This is a genomic window from Citrobacter sp. R4 (assembly GCF_026719175.1).
In the GTDB taxonomy this organism is placed as follows: domain Bacteria; phylum Pseudomonadota; class Gammaproteobacteria; order Enterobacterales; family Enterobacteriaceae; genus Citrobacter_A; species Citrobacter_A sedlakii.
The window spans coordinates 315,276-333,506 of sequence record NZ_JAPPSU010000002.1 but is presented as its reverse complement, the minus strand read 5'-3'; the positions used below and the strand labels follow the sequence as shown (position 1 = coordinate 333,506).

The following is an 18,231-nucleotide window of genomic DNA, read 5'->3' as shown; positions in this document are numbered from 1 at the left end:
CTGTTTTCGAAACCCATCCTTTATTTTTCAAACAGACCCTGTTTTATAATAATCAATCGGTTGATAGTTATAAATCATAAAGTAACGCAGGTTATTAAGCGTGTAATTCTGTAATTTCTTGTTTTTAATGATTATTTATTTAAATTAAATTCCCGGGATGAGTTTTAATTAAATTAAAACGTGACCGTAATCGTTATTTATGGCGTTGGAAGGCTTTTTTGTTTGATATTCATCACGCCACGGACGTCCATTTTTTTTGAAACAAATAATTACGATCGCGATCACTAAAATGATGGTGTCAAAAAAATAAAATGCAATTCCATAAAAAAGAAACATCATTTTAATTTGAGGATAGGATATGTTTAAAAAAACTCTGGGCCTTGCGTCATTAATTGGTGCGTCGTTTGCCGCGCAAGCGGTGACTGTCGACTTGCGTCATGAGTATATTGATAGCGGCACCAACGCCGACCGTGTGGCGGTGTCGCATCGTTTCGATAACGGCGTCGGTTTTTCTGTTGAAGCAAAATGGAAATCTGGCGGAGATAAAGCCGATCAGCCATTCTCTGACGTTGTGGGTAACGGCCACGAAGACTCACTGAGCTGGCGCTGGAAGGCGACTGACAATATTGCCATCACACCGGCGATGACGCTGGAAAGCACCGACAGCCGCACCATTTACAAGCCGAATATTCACGTGCAGTACAGCTTCGAAAATGGATTTTATGTCGCGGCGCGTTACCGTTATGAATACACACGTTATCCGTCAAGCGATAATAAAGACGATGACAAAGTTAACCGTGGCGATGCGTGGATTGGTTGGGTCATGGGCGACTGGCGTACCGAACTAAACTATGTTTACGCCAAAAGTACTGAAGGCGAAATTCGCAATAACAACAAAACCTACTCCAACGAATACAACGCCAAGCTGGCGTATAAATGGGATAAAAACTGGGCGCCTTATGTCGAAGTGGGGAACGTGGGGGTGAAAACCTCTGACGAACGTCAGACCCGCTTCCGTGTGGGCGTCGCTTATTCGTTCTGATTCAGCGGTACCCTCATTGTCTTATTCCCCCGGCGCAGTCAGCCGGGGTTTTTTCGTTATTGCCGGGGGCGCCAGGCATCACCGCGAAATAAACCCATCGAACATTCAGCAAAGTCAGCCATAAAAAAAGCCCTCCAGGAGGAGGGCAAGGCCAGTTACAGAAGCACACAGGTCGCGCCTGCGGAACAGGCGCTCAATCTCACAGTCGCAATAATTCCGGTTGTTCGGGCAGTCTGGCGAGATAAATCGCCGGTTTGCCGTCTTTGTCAGAGCTGAATAATACCGCGCGATCGTCCGGAGTAAACGACGGATGCGGGTGGGTTACCTGGCGGCTGTTAGCGACTGTCGCCCAGGAGGTATCGTGACGGGCAATCCGGAAATAGGCTTTATTCGCCACGTCAAAGCCATATAAATAGGGGTCGTTATCAATGGTGTATCCGCCAGTGTCTTTGACGTCTACCGGCGTACCGGAGCCATCGCCGACCAGCAACGTGCCGTCAAAGTTACTCATCAGATGCGAGCAGGCTGGCATTGACATAATGTCTTCATTGATGCCGGTGTCGGGGTTATAGCTGGAAATTGTGCGTCCCTGCTGCCCTTTCAGATAGGAAACATACACCAACGCGGAGCCGTTTGGCACCCAGAACTCATGGGTGCAGCTTTCGCCTTCTGCATGATCTTTCACTTTGCGGATATTGCTACCCTCTTCGTTAACCAGCCACATCCGCGCGTCGATCAGATCGTGTGGTCCCTCATGGCAAAACGCGACGGTATTGTCGTCAAAGGGGCGATAGATCGGATGGCCCAGCCAGATCTTTTCTTCATGAATGACCGCGCTTTCTCCACTTCTCAGATCCACCCGCAGCAAGCGACAGTGTGGACCTTTATGGAAAAAGTCGTGGAAGATTTTCCAGTCGTTCAGCGGCGTCCAGTCGCGTTTGGCAATCTCAATGCCGACCAGCTTCGTACAGTCGCTATTTGCCACCCAGGTGCCATAGCCGACCCATTCATCCGGTACGCGATACACTTCACGCTCGGCCAGGGTACTGAGATTGACTTCAAACAGCGTACGATCGTTTTTCACGTAATACAGCGCGCTATCATCCGGAGATAAAAAGCCGCCAAAGGTGTTGTCGCCCGCGCCTTCGGTTAACTGAACGGCCTCGGCTTTTGCAATGTCGAGTAAATAGTAGTTCCAGTGGCCGTCAAACTCCCCAGCGAACAGCAGGTGGCTACCGTCATTAAAGAAACATTTTTGATAAAAGTAGTTTCGGTGACACGTTACTTCCGGTGGGGTCAGACGCGTAACTTCCACGCCTGTATCCGGATCGCGACTGACCTCATAGTTCAGTTTGACCCGCATGCCTTTAGCCATGATGCACTCCTTTTTACCGTGGCGGGGGAAAAGACCCGCGGCAGTACCCAGATTTATGATAGGTTTAAAAAGCGAGTATCAAAATATCAAAACACTGTTTCATTGTATGTGATTGACAGCGCACTTTACTTCGAAAAAGCAAAAATAAAGCGGATGGATTTCACGGACTTAGGGAATCAACGAGGGGGGTATATTTACCACTCCCTATATAGCCTTTTGTTTTTAAATAGGATTTTTCTAAACTGTGACGCAATTTCAGAAAACGAGCGTGATCGCACTTACACTTTTGATAATAACATGCAGAAAAAGTGAAACGATGTTTTATTTGTAATTGAAAAGCCGTTCCCGGAGGGATATCATGAGCCATAATGTAAAACGGAACAGCGTTTCGCTCTCCGTGCAGGAATTCCGGCTCGGTTCATACTGGAGGTAAATGTGGACGTAAGACAAAGTATTCACAGCGCGCACGCCAAAACACTGGATACCCAGGGGCTACGCAAAGAGTTTTTAGTTGAGAAAGTGTTCGTGGCTGACGAATACACCATGGTTTATAGCCACATTGACCGCATTATCGTTGGCGGCATCATGCCTGTGGCGAAAACGGTGTCTGTCGGCGGCGAAGTCGGTAAACAACTGGGTGTGACCTACTTTCTTGAGCGTCGTGAACTGGGCGTGATCAACATTGGCGGCGCGGGCACCATTACCGTTGACGGCCAGTGCTACGAAATCGGCCATCGCGACGCGCTGTATGTCGGCAAAGGGGCGAAGGAAGTGGTTTTCGCCAGCGTCGACAGCGCTACGCCCGCCAAGTTCTACTACAACTGCGCTCCGGCACACACCACATACCCCACCAAAAAAGTGACGCCAGCCGATGTTGCGCCGGTCACGCTCGGTGACAATCTCACCAGCAATCGCCGCACTATTAATAAATATTTCGTGCCGGATGTGCTGGAAACCTGCCAGCTCAGCATGGGGCTTACCGAACTGGCGCCGGGTAACCTGTGGAATACCATGCCGTGTCACACGCATGAACGCCGCATGGAAGTGTACTTCTATTTCAATATGGAAGAAGACACCTGCGTCTTCCATATGATGGGTCAGCCTCAGGAAACTCGCCATATCGTAATGCACAACGAGCAGGCGGTCATTTCTCCGAGCTGGTCGATTCACTCCGGGGTGGGTACCAAAGCCTATACCTTCATTTGGGGAATGGTGGGTGAGAACCAGGTCTTCGATGACATGGATCACGTTGCGGTAAAAGATCTCCGCTAGTCGCGGGCGCGTACAACGCCTGTCCGTGACAGGCATGAATAATATTAAGGATTTACAATGATTTTGAATGCATTCTCACTCGAAGGTAAAGTCGCGGTAGTGACCGGTTGCGACACCGGCCTGGGCCAGGGCATGGCGCTCGGCCTGGCGGAAGCGGGCTGCGATATCGTCGGGATTAACATCGTTGAACCGACGGAAACGATCGAACGCGTTACTGCGCTGGGACGTCGCTTTTTAAGCCTGACCGCTGACCTGCGTCAGATCGACGGCATTCCGGCGCTGCTGGAGCGCGCGGTGGCTGAATTCGGTCATATCGATATTCTGGTAAACAACGCCGGTCTGATCCGTCGCGAAGATGCGATCAACTTCAGCGAGAAAGACTGGGATGACGTGATGAACCTGAACATTAAGAGCGTGTTCTTTATGTCTCAGGCTGCGGCGAAGCATTTCATCGCGCAGGGCAACGGCGGCAAAATCATTAACATCGCTTCGATGCTTTCCTTCCAGGGCGGCATTCGCGTACCGTCTTATACCGCGTCAAAAAGCGGCGTGATGGGCGTGACCCGTCTGATGGCGAACGAGTGGGCGAAGCACAACATCAACGTGAACGCGATCGCCCCTGGCTATATGGCGACCAACAATACCCAGCAGTTGCGCGCTGATGAACAGCGTAGCGCGGAAATTCTCGACCGTATTCCGGCGGGTCGTTGGGGTCTGCCAAGCGATCTGATGGGGCCGGTGGTTTTCCTGGCTTCCAGCGCATCTGATTATATCAACGGCTATACCGTCGCGGTTGACGGCGGCTGGCTGGCGCGTTAATCCGTCTGGCGTGCCCGCTAAAACCCTGCCTTCTGGCAGGGTTTTTTTTATCACTTCGTGAGCATAGTCCATACTCAGATTAGTCATTAATCCATACGCCACACGGGCAGTTTTCATTTTTATTTATTAAAAGCATTAATAATCATAAAGATATAAAATCCAGCCAGATAAACAAATATTTTTGAAAGTGTAATGTCCATCACATAACGCTACTGCGTAGCCATTTCGTCCATGTTTATGCCGTTTCCTGCCTGACACCTCGCTGACGAATACCGTACTTTTTGATCATGTCTTACTCTGTTGTGGCAGGAAAAAATGGTCTCAATCAATAATGACTCTGCTTTAACGCTGCGCGATACGCGCCGCATGAACTTGTTTGTGTCCGTCTCGGCTGCCGTGGCGGGTTTGCTTTTTGGCCTGGATATTGGGGTGATTGCCGGCGCGTTGCCGTTTATCACCGATCACTTTGTGTTGACCAGTCGCCTGCAGGAGTGGGTGGTCAGCAGCATGATGCTCGGCGCGGCGATTGGCGCGTTGTTCAATGGCTGGCTCTCCTTCCGGCTGGGGCGTAAATACAGCCTGATGGCCGGGGCGATCCTCTTTGTCGTCGGTTCATTGGGTTCGGCGTTCGCCACCAGCGTAGAGATACTGATCGTCGCGCGCGTGGTGTTGGGCGTCGCCGTAGGGATCGCCTCGTACACGGCGCCGCTTTATCTGTCTGAAATGGCAAGTGAACATGTACGCGGCAAGATGATCAGCATGTATCAACTGATGGTTACACTGGGCATTGTGCTGGCGTTTTTATCCGATACTGCGTTCAGCTACAGTGGCAACTGGCGCGCAATGCTGGGCGTGCTGGCGCTGCCGGCAGTAGTGCTGATCGTGCTGGTTGTTTTTCTGCCTAACAGTCCGCGCTGGCTGGCGCAAAAAGGTCGTCATATTGAAGCCGAAGAAGTACTGCGTATGCTGCGTGATACGTCGGAAAAAGCCCGCGAGGAGCTAAATGAGATTCGGGAAAGCCTGAAGCTGAAGCAGGGCGGTTGGGCACTGTTCAGGGTCAACCGTAATGTGCGCCGGGCGGTGTTCCTTGGCATGTTATTGCAGGCGATGCAGCAGTTTACCGGTATGAACATCATCATGTATTACGCGCCGCGCATTTTTAAAATGGCGGGTTTTACCACTACCGAACAGCAGATGATCGCCACGCTGGTGGTCGGTCTGACCTTTATGTTCGCTACTTTTATTGCCGTGTTCACCGTTGATAAAGCCGGACGTAAACCGGCGTTGAAAATCGGCTTCAGTGTGATGGCGCTCGGTACGCTGGTGCTGGGTTACTGCCTGATGCAGTTTGATAACGGCACAGCCTCAAGCGGCCTGTCCTGGCTTTCCGTGGGCATGACCATGATGTGTATTGCCGGTTATGCGATGAGCGCCGCGCCGGTGGTATGGATCCTGTGTTCGGAAATTCAGCCGCTGAAATGCCGCGACTTTGGTATTACCTGCTCAACCACCACGAACTGGGTGTCGAACATGATTATCGGCGCAACCTTCCTGACCCTGCTCGACAGCATCGGCGCTGCGGGCACCTTCTGGCTTTATACCGCGCTGAACGTGGCGTTTATCGGCATTACCTTCTGGCTGATTCCGGAAACCAAAAACGTCACCCTGGAACATATTGAACGTAAGCTGATGGCCGGTGAGAAGTTAAGAAATATTGGGGTGTGAGGTTATTGCCCGGTGGCGCTGTGCTTTCCGGGCCTACCGATTATTGCAGGCACTGGCGCGCGTTTTACATCAACGCACAATTTGTAGGCCGGGTAGGCGAAGCCGCCACCCGGCAGGTTGATATCAACGCATCGCGCGTTTCAGGATACGTTCGGCCTGGCGCTGGAAGTCCGCTGCCGTTTCTTCCACCGTTTTTTGACCGTAGTCGATATACTGCAAAGAGGTGCCGAACTGCGCAACAATCTGCGGATCGTCAAAGTATGGCGATACGGTCAGTTTCGCCGGCAGAGACTGCGCCAGACGCAGGCCCGCTACCGACGGATCGTCCTCTTTGATAGTGCCATCCTGAGTCAGGATCGCGACTGCCGCTTTGCTCAACGGCACGCCGCGCTCCAGTCCCAGCGTCTCGACGCCCTCTTTACTGTTCAGTAAGAAGTTGATCAGTTTCGCTGCTGCTTCCGGGTTTTTGGTGGACTTACCGATTGACAGCATCTGCGCCGGTTTAAAGAACAGACCCGCATCGGTCGCGCCCGGCAGCATCGGGTAATTACCCAGCTCCAGCTTCGCCGGTGGCTTCAGGTTGTCAGAGTATTTGGTGATGGTGGAGTTCCACATATAGGTACCGCCCCATTCACCCTGAATCCACGGCTTCATCTCGTACATGTTACTCTTACCAAATGACGCGTAGTATTTGGTGTCCGGCATCACGTGACTGTCGATCAGCTTTTTATAGGTCTGGAAAAATTCCACCCATTGCGCTTTGCTGTAAGAGAATTTTTTGGTTTTCTCATCGACCGCAGGAATGTTGTATTTCTGAATCATATAAGAATTCAGTAGCGCCAGCGTATCCTGATGCTCAAGCACCACCGGATAATATTGCTTACCCAGTTTACTCTCGAACGCTTTCCCCGCCGCCATCAGTTCATCCCAGGTCTTCGGGTATTCGACACCCGCTTTTTTCCAGGTTTCATCATTAAAATAGAATACGCGGGCGGTCACGGAGATCGGAATGCCGTTCAGCTTGCCGTTCACGGTGGTCGAACGTAATTCTTTCGGATCGAACTGGCTTAGGTCGATCACCTCTTTCATTTTGTTCAGATCGTAGAAGCCGTCACCGGTTTTCGAGAAGATCGGCAGCCAGTTCCAGTTGGTCTGCATCACGTCCGGCTCAGTGCCGCCCGCAATCTGCGTCGTCAGACGCGACAGGTGACCGTCCCAACCGGTATATTCCGCCTTAACGTTGATATCCGGGTTTTGCTTGTGGAACGCCTCGAGGGCTTTCAACGTCACCTGATGGCGGCCATTGCCGCCCCACCAGGACATACGTAAATCGACGTTTTGCGCCATAGAAGGCATAGCAGTCAGACCCAGGGTAGCGGAGATAGCGGCGCTTAAAAGCACTTTTTTCATTTTTATAACTCCAGTCAGAGAGAGATGTTCTGTTCAGTTTTTGCGTCAAAGATATGACACTTATTCATGTCGAACGTGAAATACACCTTACGATGAAGTCCCTTTTCAATCATCGGTTTAGCTTTATCCGAAGGAATGCGGGCGGTCAGCTCGTAGTCAGACACCTTCAGGTAGACGAAGAATTCATGTCCCATGTTTTCCACGCGCACCATCTCACCGCTGCAACTTCCTTCGGTAAACGGCTCGTCAGAAAGCGCGACAAATTCCGGGCGAATACCGTAAAACACGTCCTGTCCCTGGCTGGCGGAAATTTTTTCCTGCAGCGTTTCGCTCAGGGGCAGCGTTTCGTTGCCAATGGTCAGCGCCAGACGTCCCGCTTCATCCACCAGTTTACTGGGGCGAATGTTCATTTCCGGCGCGCCGATAAAGCCCGCCACAAACATGTTTTTCGGCTTGTGGTAAAGGTTATCCGGCGTATCGACCTGCATGATATGTCCGAGCTTCATCACGCAGATGCGGTCGCCCATGGTCATCGCTTCGGTCTGGTCGTGCGTGACATAAACCGTGGTCGCTGGTTTACCTGATTTCTTTAGCTGCTTGTGCAGGTCGGAAATGCGGATGCGCATAGAGGCGCGCAGCTTGGCGTCGAGGTTCGACAGCGGCTCGTCGAACAGGAATACGTCTGGCTTCTTCACAATCGCCCGGCCAACCGCCACACGCTGCGCCTGACCACCGGAAAGCTGGCGCGGCAGACGGTCAAGCAACTCTTCCAGTTCGAGGATCTTCGCGGCTTCATTCACCTGCGCGTCAATCTGATCTTTTGGCATCTTGCTTAGCTTGAGGCCGAAGGCGAGGTTTTCGCGCACCGTCATGTGCGGATAAAGCGCGTAGTTCTGGAACACCATCGCAATACCGCGCTCTTTTGGCGCCAGATTGTTAACGATCTTATCGCCGATGCGCACTTCACCGCCGCTGATGGTCTCCAGCCCGGCCAGCATTCGCAGGGTGGTGGATTTGGCGCAGCCGGATGGGCCGACGATCACCATAAATTCCCCTTCGGCGATTTTAAGGTCGATAGCATGTACCGCTTTGAAGCCGTTGGAGTACACCTTTTCCAGTTTGTTGAAAATCACTTCAGCCATGGTATTTCCCTCTTAACCTTTAATTCCGCTGCTGGTCACGCCCTGTACGAAGTAGCGCTGTGCCAGGAAGAAGACGATGATGGATGGCAGAATGGAGATACTCGCCATTGCCAGAATTTCGTTCCACGGAGCGCCTTCGGTGACGTCGATGGACATTTTCAGCGCCAGTGCGATCGGATATTTATCCACGCTGTAGACATAGATCAGCGGCCCGATAAAGTCGTTCATCGACCACATGAACTGGAACAGCGCAACCGAAATAATCGCCGGTTTCAGAATGGGCACCACCACGTACCACAGCACCTGGAAGGAGTTACAGCCGTCAATCTGCGCCGCCTCTTCCATATCACGCGGCACCCCGCGCAAAAACTGGATCAGCATGAAGACGAAGAACCCCTGAGTGGCGAAGGCCAGCGGCAGGTACAGCGGCATATAGCTGTTCAGCATGCCCATTTCGCGGAACATCAGATACTGCGGGATCAGCAATACAGTGCTCGGCAACAGCATGGTGGCGATAAGGGTAGCGAACCAGAATTTCTTCCACGGGATCTCAAAGCGGGCAAAGCCGTAGGCCACGATGGTGGAAGAGATAATGGTCAAAATCACTTTCGGGATGACATACTTAAAGGTATTCAGCATGTAATGGCCAAAGGTGTATTCCGTACCGGTTTTCCAGCCGTTCACAAAACCGTCCCAGGTGGCGTGCGCGGGCCACAGACTCAGGGTGGTGAAGATCTCGTGGTTCGGTTTGAACGACGCCGAAAACATCCACACCAGTGGATACAGCATCAGCAGGCCGACGAAGAGCAGAATGATGTAGCGAACGGTGGCGTTGATTTTCTCACGGCGCAGGGTACGCGCCACTTCACGTTCAGCCACGCTCTGTGCTGATGTAATTTCCTGAATATCAGCCATTTTTGCCTCCCTTATCGGCAGAATAGAACACCCAGTATTTCGACGACTTAAAGGCGATGGCGGCAAACACCGCAACGACCAGGAACAGGATCCAGGCCAGCGCTGCGCCGTAGCCCATATCAAAGTATTTAAACGCGGTGTCGTAGATGTAGAGCGAGAACAGATAGGTGGAGTAGGTCGGACCGCCGCCGGTGATGACATACGGGCCGGTAAACTCCTGGAACGCCTGGGTGGTTTGCATAATAAAGTTGAAGAAAATCACCGGCGTAATCAGCGGTACGGTCACTTTCATAAACATCTGCCATTTTGACGCACCATCGATCATTGCCGCTTCATACTGTGACTGCGGTACGTTCTGTAACGCCGCGAGGAAGATCACCATCGCTGAGCCAAACTGCCAGACGCGCAGCAGGGTAACGGACATCAGCGCCAGCGACGGTTCGCCGAGCCAGTTCACTGGGTCGAATCCAAATACGCCAATAAAGCTATTCAGCAGACCGTCAATAGCAAACAGAGCGCGCCACAATACGGCGATAGCCACGGAGCTGCCGAGAATCGACGGGATATAATAGGCGGTGCGGAAAAAGCCAATGCCGCGTAATTTAAAGTTCAGAACAAACGCAATCCCTAACGCAAAGGCCAGTTTTAAGGGGATCGTTAAAAAGACATAGGCAAAGGTCACGCCCATCGATTTCCAGAACAGCGTGTCTTCGGTAAACATATAGCGATAGTTCTCCACTCCGTTAAACACCGGAGGGCTCATCAAATCGTACTCAGTAAAACTGAGGAAGAAAGATGAAACGAACGGAAAGGCGGTAAAGATAATCAGCCCGATGATATAGGGTGATATCCATGCCAGCCCAAGCATCCTGTTTTCATTCATAGCGACCTACCTGACGATGATTAGTAAAAAATGGAACCGGATGTTACCGACCACGCCCGGTCAAGACGGCGTAGTCGCCTGTGTTCTCTGCGTATTCGTTCTGTCAGCCTTCCTTGTTAGTCACTGATTTAGAATACTTTATTAATCTCAACCTTCAGCGCGGCTCGATTAAATGAACCGCTGTTCTTGATTTGTAAAACATCGTTTTAATTTATTTTATTGCTATTTGTTTCGCCGTCATTCACATAATGGTGGAAATGTGATCAAAGTCGAAACGGTGTTTCAAATAGGTGAGATGCTCATCATAATTGACATAAATACGTCATGATTGCCGCTGCGCTATCGACATTTGCGGAAACCGGACGCGCCTCAAGGTTATAAAAACTAATATTATTAGCAATTATTAGTGAACTAATTTGTGGGCGAGGAGGCAAAAAAAACCTTCCCGCAGGAAGGTTTGTGAGCTGCGTCGGCTGCTGGACGATGACGGCCGGGCTTACGCTTTCAGGAAGTCTTCACGCACTGGCGTGAAGGTATCGAGCAACGTGCCAGGCTTGAGACAAACGCAGCCGTGCATTACGTGAGGCTTTTTGTAAAGGGTATCCCCTGCGCTGACGACGTGCTTTTCGTCGCCGATGGTGAATTCAAACTCGCCTGACAGGACATAGGTCAACTGTTCATGGGGATGGTTATGCAGCGGGCCCACGGCCCCTTCTTCAAAGTTGACCTCTACAGCCATCATTTTGCCGTCATGGGCGAGAATCCGGCGGGTGACGCCATTGCCCAGATCTTCCAGCGTTGTCTCTTTATGAAAAATAAACATGCACGGATCCTGTTAATGTTTGAAACGGTGTTTCATTTAAATTAGCGCAGCCAGCCGAAAAAGAAAACGGCTGTCGGAACGAAGTGGAAAGTGGATCACAAGTTTGTGCCTCGCCGTTAAGGAATTCCATGCGCCGGGAAAAGCTAAAACGGCGATTAATTTTGAATAAGTCAGGATATTAACCCATATAACAGCGAGGCTCGTATCGGGCTGGTCAGAAATACACGGGGTGAGCGGCGCTATACATAGATTGACTTTATTTGAAAGTCAATCTTGAAATACTGCCAATAATGGTGGGGAGGTAGCAAATTTATAAAGATTTTGTTCAGAAAAATCTTATGTTCTTATATGATAAGCGTCGTCAGTGACATTTTATGCTTATATTTCATTTTAATAAGATCAGAAGAACCGATATGTCGACAATAGATATAAAGAAAAATACGGAACTTAATTTTGCCGACTACGCGCCGCCTGCGGTCAGGCAAAACGAGATCGATCTGCTGAGACTCGTCGAAATCCTCTTTTCCGCTAAAAATCATATTATTGCCGTTGTTTTCGCCTGTGCGCTGTTAGGCGCGGCAGTCTCATGGCTTTTACCGCAAAAATGGACCAGCCAGTCTGTTGTCACCCCGGCAGAGCAAACGCAATGGTATGACCTGCGGCAAACGCTGGCAGATTTACAGATACTGGGCGTCGAAATAAACATCTCGCGGGGCGATGTGTTTAATCTGTTTATTAAAAAGCTCCAGTCGCAGTCGTTGCTTGAGGAGTATCTTAAAACTTCGCCTTATGTCATGGGCCAATTGAAAGACGCGGATATTGATCCGTTGGCCTTACATCGCGCCGTGGTCAACGTATCCGAAAAGCTAAAAGTGACGAACAATGCGACGGCAAAAAATGCCGACAAAACGCCTTATGACGCCTGGACATTAAGTTTTACTGCGCCCACGGCGAAAGATGCGCAAACCGTCCTTGACGGGTATATCGGTTGGGTTTCCGCGATTGTGCAGAAAGAAACCATGCAAAATGTGCGCAATGCGCTGGAGTTAAAAACGCGGATCATGAAAGAGCAACTGGCGCTGGATCACGTCCGCCTGACAAATGCGCATAACACCAATTTGCAGCGTCTGAGCTATTCGCTTGAGGTGGCCAACGCGGCGGGTATCAAGCAGCCGGTGTTCAGTAACGGCCAGGCGGTAAAAGACGATCCCGATTACTCCGTTACGCTGGGCGCTAACGGTATCGCCAGAAAATTGCAGATTGAAGAATCCCTACAAGATGTCGCAGAGTTGAACGCAGACTTTAAGAACCGTGAGTATCTGCTGGGTCAGTTGCAACAGGTCAGCCTCAATGACGTGAAATTTGCGCCGTTCAGATACCAGATGTCGCCTTCTTTGCCGATCCGAAAAGACGGACCGGGCAGGCTGATGATTATCACGCTCGCCATGCTGCTTGGCGGGATGTTTGCCTGCGGCGGCGTGCTGCTTCGTGAAGCGATCAAATCGCGTTCGGCGCAGATGATGCCGGTACTGGAATAACGTTGCGAGACTTGTCACTATGAAGGCGGCTTAACAGCCGCTTTTTTTATGGTTTACTTTCCCGGTTTTTCCTCACTGATAAAGGAGCAGGTTATGAAGACAATTGGACTGTTAGGCGGTATGAGTTGGGAATCAACCATCCCTTATTATCGCTTGATCAATGAAGGGATCAAACAGCGCCTCGGTGGCCTTCATTCCGCCAGCCTGCTGCTGCATAGCGTTGATTTTCACGACATTGAAGCCTGTCAGCAACGCGGTGAATGGGATAAAGCGGGCGAGATGCTGGCCGATGCGGCGCTGGGTCTGCAAAAAGCGGGCGCAGAAGGGATCGTTTTATGTACCAATACGATGCACAAAGTGGCGGACGCCATTGAGTCACGCTGTACGCTGCCTTTTTTACATATTGCCGATGCGACCGGACGCGCGATTGCAGCGCAAGGACTGAGTCGCGTGGCGCTGCTGGGGACGCGTTACACGATGGAGCAGGATTTTTACCGTGGACGTCTGGAACAGCAGTTTGCCATCGAATGTCTGGTGCCGGAGGCGGAAGATCGCGCGAAGATCAACACCATCATTTTTGATGAGCTGTGCCTCGGACAGTTTAGCGACGCGTCACGCGACTATTATGTGCAGGTCATTGAGCAACTGGCGTCTCAGGGCGCGCAGGGCGTGATTTTCGGTTGTACGGAGATTGGCCTGTTGGTCCCCGCCGAAAGAAGCCCCGTTCCGGTGTTTGACACCGCCGCCATTCACGCCGCGGACGCCGTCGCGTTTATGCTGTCATAACCGGCGCGGAAATTTTTTCCAGCGCCCGGGTAAACAGGGCGTGACCGGTTTGCAGATGGCGGCTGAACGCGTCCACCAGCGCTGACGAAGGGCGATGAAGAGGACGAATCAGGCTCACGGTAAACGGCACGCTGATACTGAACCGGCGAACCACCACGCCGCTTGCGGCATAATCCAGCGCGGTAAGCGGGTTGACGATAGACAGACCTGCACCGGCGCGCACCATCGCGCAAACCGACGCCGCGCTGTGCGTTTCCACAACCATGCGTCGTTTAACCTGATGTTCGTTAAACAGCGCGTCGAGTAACTGGCGGTAGCTGTCGGCGCGCGAAAGGCTAATATAGCGCTCGCCGTGGAAGTCCTGCGGCGTTAACACGGGTTTTTCCGCCAGCGGATGCCCCGACGGCAGTACGCACACCTCGTCCAGCGAGAATAATTCCGTCCGCTCGGTGCCCGCCGGGGTGTGCAGGGTTTCCGTTAATCCCAGATCATGGCGTTGGGCAGAGAGCCATTCCTCAAGCAACGGCGACTCCTGCGGCACAATATTCAGGCTTACGTCCGGGTAACGCGCGAGAAACGGTTGGACCAGCGCAGGCAACAGCGACTGGGAAAAGACCGGCAGGCAGACAACCGACAGTTCCCCCTGGCGAAATTCACGCAGGCTTTCCGCCGCGCTGACAATGCGATCCAGCCCATACCAGGAACGCTGCACCTCTTCGAACAATCGCAATCCCTGAACCGTCGGATGCAGACGCCCCCGGGTGCGGTCGAACAGCTTAAGCCCAAGCACCTTTTCAAAGCGCGCCAGTTCGCGACTGACGGTCGGCTGTGAGGTATGCAACAACCGTGCAGCCTCGGTGAGATTCCCGGCGGTCATCACCGCATGGAAAATTTCAATGTGACGTAAGTTAACGCTGGCCATAATCATCCCGCTGAAGTGAATCCATATCAGTTTTGCATAGAATACGTATGAAACGATATTTTTTATTGTCTTCAGGATGTGGCGTAATCCGTAAAAACATGATGTCCGGAGCCTGAAATGCCACATTCTCTTAATGCCTCTGATACCGACCTGACCGCTGAAAACCTGCTCAGGCTGCCCGCCGAGTTTGGCTGCCCGGTATGGGTGTATGACGCGCAGATCGTTCGCCGCCAGATTGCCGCGCTGCAACAGTTTGATGTTGTCCGCTTCGCGCAGAAAGCCTGCTCGAATATTCATATTCTGCGTCTGATGCGTGAGCAGGGCGTGAAGGTGGATTCGGTATCATTAGGCGAGATCGAGCGCGCGCTGGCTGCGGGTTACGATCCGCAGACGCATCCGGACGATATCGTTTTTACCGCCGATGTGATTGATAACGCGACGCTGTCGCGCGTCAGCGAACTCAGCATCCCGGTGAATGCCGGTTCCGTCGACATGCTGGACCAGCTTGGTCAGGTCTCGCCGGGGCATCGCGTCTGGCTGCGTGTTAATCCGGGCTTTGGTCACGGTCACAGCCAAAAAACCAACACTGGCGGCGAAAACAGTAAACACGGTATCTGGCATAGCGATTTGCCCGAGGCGCTGGCCGTCATGCAGCGCCATCAGCTGAAACTGGTCGGCATCCATATGCATATCGGTTCCGGCGTGGATTACGGCCACCTGGAACAGGTGTGTGGAGCGATGGTGCGTCAGGTGATCGATTTTGGCCAGGATCTGCAGGCGATCTCCGCGGGGGGCGGGCTGTCGATTCCGTATCACGATGGCGAAGAAGCCGTGGACACGCAGCACTATTTTGGCCTGTGGAACGCCGCGCGTGAGCAAATCGCCCGCCACCTCGGACACCCTGTAAAACTGGAGATCGAGCCGGGACGTTTTCTTGTCGCCCAGGCGGGCGTGCTGGTGACCCAGGTGCGCAGTGTGAAACAGATGGGCAGCCGTCATTTTGTGTTGGTGGACGCGGGTTTTAACGATCTCATGCGCCCGGCGATGTACGGCAGTTATCATCACATCTCCGCGCTGGCGGCAGACGGACGCTCGCTTGCCAACGCGCCGCAAGTGGAAACGGTGGTCGCCGGGCCGCTGTGTGAATCCGGGGATGTCTTTACCCAACAGGAGGGCGGGAAAGTCGAAACTCGCGCGCTGCCAGCGGTTGTCCCCGGTGACTACCTGGTGTTACATGATACGGGAGCCTATGGCGCGTCGATGTCGTCGAACTACAATAGCCGCCCGCTGCTGCCGGAAGTGTTATTTGATAACGGCCAGGCGCGGCTGATCAGGCGTCGGCAGACAATAGACGAACTGCTGGCGCTGGAACGCATCTGAGGCGCATGCCGGAGGCGGCGCAAGCGCGTTATCCGGCCTGCGGCTGGCTGCCGCCGGTAAAATACGGCCCGGTCGTCACCGAATCGCGCAGCACTAATGTGCCGGTAAACGGTGGGATAGGGGCCACCGCTTCGCCGTTCGCCATGCGGATCGCCTGGTCAATGGCGGTGGTGATCATGGTGTCGATGGGCAAATAAACTGTGGATAACCCCGGCTCAAGCCATTTTGCGCTCGGGGCATCGTCAAAACCAAACAGCGACACATCCTGAGGGATGCGTAACCCGGCCTGATGCAGCGCCTTGGATGCGCCCAGCGCCATATCGTCGTTACAGGCGAACAGGGCGCTGAATTTAATCCCTTCCGCAAGCAGTTCATGACAGGCGTCGTAGCCGCGGGTCATGCTGGCGTCGCCATACTTCACTTTCGCCGGATCCCAGGCGATTCCGTTTTTCTCCAGTGCTTTACGATAGCCACGCAGACGTGACTTTCCGGTCGGCGTATGGCCGGGTACGGTAATGCAGGCGATCTCCCGATGCCCCTGCGAGATCAGGTAATCGACCGCCTGAAACGCCGCCTCTTCCTGTTCAAAAAAGATTGCGCGCTCACGGGCCAGGGCCACCTCCCGGTTGATGATCACCAACGGCATCGGGATGGCGTCCGCCAGCGCCAGAATCGCTTTCTCGCTCATATAGCGGGTGTAAAGAATAATCGCGTCACACTGGCGGTCGGCCAGCATCCGCACCGCTTCCTGTTCACGCTCCGGCGTATCGTGGCCGTCGGTCACGATGAGCTGTTTGCCGTGGGACTCGGTCTGCCGGGACGCCTGTTGCAGCAGGCGTCCAAAATAGAAACCGTCAAAGGTCGATACCACCAGGCCAATGCTGTTGCTGGTGCGATGCGCCAGCGAACGGGCGAGAAAGTTGGGCCGGTAGTCCAGCGCCTGCATCGCCTTAAAAACTTTCTGTCGGGTGCTCTCTTTAACCTGTCCGGTGCCGTTAAGCACGCGGGACACGGTGGCTTTCGACACGCCAGCGCGGCGGGAAACATCCAGCATTGTTGTCATGACGCTTTCCTGATTACTCGTTTAATGACGGTTGTCCCGCTTCGGCTGGCGAGGCCACAGAATGACGGCGCACCAGCGTGGGGCTGAAGACATGGGTGATATCCGGTAACGGGCGTTTTTCCGCCAGTGCCAGCGCCAGTTCCGCCGCCTGGGTCGCCATGGTGACGATAGGGTAACGCACGGTCGTCAGGCGTGGGCGGACGTAGCGGGACACCAGCACATCATCGAAACCAATCAGTGAGATCTCCGATGGCACTTCCACGCCGTTGTCGTTGAGTACGCCCATTGCGCCCGCCGCCATCGAGTCGTTATAGCAGGCGACCGCCGTAAAGTTTCGGCCACGACCCAATAGCTCGGTCATCGCCTGCTCGCCGCCGCTCTCGTCGGGCTCGCCGAAGGTGACGAGCCTGTCGTTAACCGGAATTCCGCTCTCTGCGAGGGCGTCGTAATAGCCTTTAAGACGATCTTCGGCGTCTGAAATAGAGTGATTGGAGCAGAGATAGCCGATGCGGGTATGACCCTGTTGAATTAAATGACGCGTCGCCAGCCAGGCGCCGTAGCGGTCGTCAAGGGCGACGCAGCGCTGTTCAAAGCCAGGCAGAATGCGGTTGATCAGCACCATGCCGGGCATCTGCTCCATTAATGAGACCAGATCGGCGTCCGGGATCATCTTGGCGTGTACGACCAGCGCCGCGCAGCGGTGGCGGATAAGCTGTTCAATCGCCTGTCGCTCTTTCTGTTCATTATGGTAGCCGTTGCCGATCAGTAAAAAATTGCCAGTGTTATAGGCGACCTGCTCGACGGCTTTCACCATTGCGCCAAAAAAGGGGTCAGACACGTCGCCGACCACCAGACCCACGGTCTCGGTGGACTGTTGCGCCAGCGCGCGCGCATTTGCATTGGGGTGATAACTGAGCGACGCCATCGCGCTGGTCACCGCCAGGCGCGAGGCCTCGCTGGCCTTGGGAGAATCATTGATAACGCGAGAAACGGTGGCGACTGAAACACCAGCCAGTCGGGCTACATCCTTTATGGTCGCCATGACAGTACCTATTGTGGGTAAACGCTTACATTCTGTCAGTGTTACGGAAAACGCCCGACGGTTCAAGCGGTTCGCCCGCGACAACGCCGCAAAT

16 protein-coding genes are annotated in these 18,231 nt (G+C 53.1%); 7 read left to right on the top strand and 9 right to left on the bottom strand.

What is annotated here, in order from left to right:
- Nucleotides 1–358 precede the first annotated feature (358 nt).
- The gene (locus OOJ60_RS07095; protein WP_042288972.1) at nucleotides 359–1,042 is read left to right on the top strand and encodes an oligogalacturonate-specific porin KdgM family protein; all 684 of its coding nucleotides are present in this window, start codon (nucleotides 359–361) and stop codon (nucleotides 1,040–1,042) included.
- Nucleotides 1,043–1,241: 199 nt separating this feature from the next.
- Here OOJ60_RS07095 and OOJ60_RS07090 read toward each other — a convergent pair whose 3' ends face one another.
- Complete coding sequence (locus tag OOJ60_RS07090) at nucleotides 1,242–2,417, bottom strand: oligogalacturonate lyase family protein (protein ID WP_205612305.1); 1,176 nt, start codon at nucleotides 2,415–2,417, stop codon at nucleotides 1,242–1,244.
- Between the two features lie 435 nt (nucleotides 2,418–2,852).
- Between OOJ60_RS07090 and kduI the strand changes: the two genes are divergently transcribed.
- The 3 genes from kduI (at nucleotide 2,853) to araE (ending at nucleotide 6,233) form a co-directional block, all read left to right on the top strand.
- Complete coding sequence (gene kduI, locus OOJ60_RS07085) at nucleotides 2,853–3,689, top strand: 5-dehydro-4-deoxy-D-glucuronate isomerase (RefSeq protein WP_042288966.1); 837 nt, start codon at nucleotides 2,853–2,855, stop codon at nucleotides 3,687–3,689.
- Between the two features lie 57 nt (nucleotides 3,690–3,746).
- The gene (gene kduD, locus OOJ60_RS07080) at nucleotides 3,747–4,508 is read left to right on the top strand and encodes a 2-dehydro-3-deoxy-D-gluconate 5-dehydrogenase KduD (protein ID WP_042288962.1); all 762 of its coding nucleotides are present in this window, start codon (nucleotides 3,747–3,749) and stop codon (nucleotides 4,506–4,508) included.
- Between the two features lie 315 nt (nucleotides 4,509–4,823).
- Nucleotides 4,824–6,233, top strand: coding sequence for an arabinose-proton symporter AraE (gene araE, locus OOJ60_RS07075; protein WP_060569447.1), 1,410 nt, complete (start codon nucleotides 4,824–4,826; stop codon nucleotides 6,231–6,233).
- Nucleotides 6,234–6,356: 123 nt separating this feature from the next.
- Here the strand turns inward: araE and OOJ60_RS07070 are convergent, their stop codons facing one another.
- From OOJ60_RS07070 to OOJ60_RS07050, 5 genes are all read right to left on the bottom strand, one after another.
- Nucleotides 6,357–7,643, bottom strand: a complete 1,287-nt coding sequence (locus tag OOJ60_RS07070; protein ID WP_060569446.1) for an ABC transporter substrate-binding protein — start codon at nucleotides 7,641–7,643, stop codon at nucleotides 6,357–6,359.
- Nucleotides 7,644–7,657: 14 nt separating this feature from the next.
- A complete protein-coding gene (locus tag OOJ60_RS07065; protein ID WP_181822586.1) occupies nucleotides 7,658–8,785 on the bottom strand; it encodes an ABC transporter ATP-binding protein in 1,128 nt (375 codons plus the stop codon).
- Between the two features lie 12 nt (nucleotides 8,786–8,797).
- Nucleotides 8,798–9,700: a carbohydrate ABC transporter permease gene (locus tag OOJ60_RS07060; protein ID WP_042288951.1), complete on the bottom strand. Its 903-nt coding sequence runs from the start codon at nucleotides 9,698–9,700 to the stop codon at nucleotides 8,798–8,800.
- Nucleotides 9,693–10,583: a carbohydrate ABC transporter permease gene (locus OOJ60_RS07055; protein ID WP_042288949.1), complete on the bottom strand. Its 891-nt coding sequence runs from the start codon at nucleotides 10,581–10,583 to the stop codon at nucleotides 9,693–9,695. The genes OOJ60_RS07060 and OOJ60_RS07055 overlap by 8 nt, the downstream gene beginning before the upstream one ends.
- Nucleotides 10,584–11,079: 496 nt before the next feature.
- On the bottom strand, nucleotides 11,080–11,406 hold the full coding sequence (locus OOJ60_RS07050; protein WP_042288945.1) for a cupin domain-containing protein: 327 nt from the start codon (nucleotides 11,404–11,406) through the stop codon (nucleotides 11,080–11,082).
- Between the two features lie 413 nt (nucleotides 11,407–11,819).
- On the opposite strand from OOJ60_RS07050, the gene wzz(fepE) reads away from it, so the two are divergent.
- Both wzz(fepE) and OOJ60_RS07040 read left to right on the top strand, forming a co-directional pair.
- The gene (wzz(fepE), locus tag OOJ60_RS07045; RefSeq protein ID WP_205612304.1) at nucleotides 11,820–12,944 is read left to right on the top strand and encodes an LPS O-antigen length regulator Wzz(fepE); all 1,125 of its coding nucleotides are present in this window, start codon (nucleotides 11,820–11,822) and stop codon (nucleotides 12,942–12,944) included.
- Between the two features lie 93 nt (nucleotides 12,945–13,037).
- Nucleotides 13,038–13,730: an aspartate/glutamate racemase gene (locus OOJ60_RS07040; RefSeq protein ID WP_205612303.1), complete on the top strand. Its 693-nt coding sequence runs from the start codon at nucleotides 13,038–13,040 to the stop codon at nucleotides 13,728–13,730.
- On the opposite strand, the gene OOJ60_RS07035 is transcribed toward OOJ60_RS07040, so the two are convergent.
- Nucleotides 13,717–14,652 (bottom strand): LysR family transcriptional regulator, encoded by a 936-nt coding sequence (locus tag OOJ60_RS07035; protein WP_181822587.1) that lies wholly within the window; start codon nucleotides 14,650–14,652, stop codon nucleotides 13,717–13,719. The two genes, OOJ60_RS07040 and OOJ60_RS07035, sit on opposite strands and share 14 nt — an antisense overlap.
- A gap of 117 nt (nucleotides 14,653–14,769) precedes the next feature.
- Here OOJ60_RS07035 and lysA point away from each other — a divergent pair, with 117 nt between their 5' ends.
- Nucleotides 14,770–16,032: a diaminopimelate decarboxylase gene (gene lysA, locus OOJ60_RS07030; protein WP_042288939.1), complete on the top strand. Its 1,263-nt coding sequence runs from the start codon at nucleotides 14,770–14,772 to the stop codon at nucleotides 16,030–16,032.
- Between the two features lie 28 nt (nucleotides 16,033–16,060).
- Here lysA and OOJ60_RS07025 read toward each other — a convergent pair whose 3' ends face one another.
- Both OOJ60_RS07025 and galR read right to left on the bottom strand, forming a co-directional pair.
- Complete coding sequence (locus OOJ60_RS07025; RefSeq protein WP_199957162.1) at nucleotides 16,061–17,095, bottom strand: LacI family DNA-binding transcriptional regulator; 1,035 nt, start codon at nucleotides 17,093–17,095, stop codon at nucleotides 16,061–16,063.
- A gap of 13 nt (nucleotides 17,096–17,108) precedes the next feature.
- On the bottom strand, nucleotides 17,109–18,137 hold the full coding sequence (galR, locus tag OOJ60_RS07020) for an HTH-type transcriptional regulator GalR (RefSeq protein WP_042288933.1): 1,029 nt from the start codon (nucleotides 18,135–18,137) through the stop codon (nucleotides 17,109–17,111).
- Between the last annotated feature and the right edge of the window lie 94 nt (nucleotides 18,138–18,231).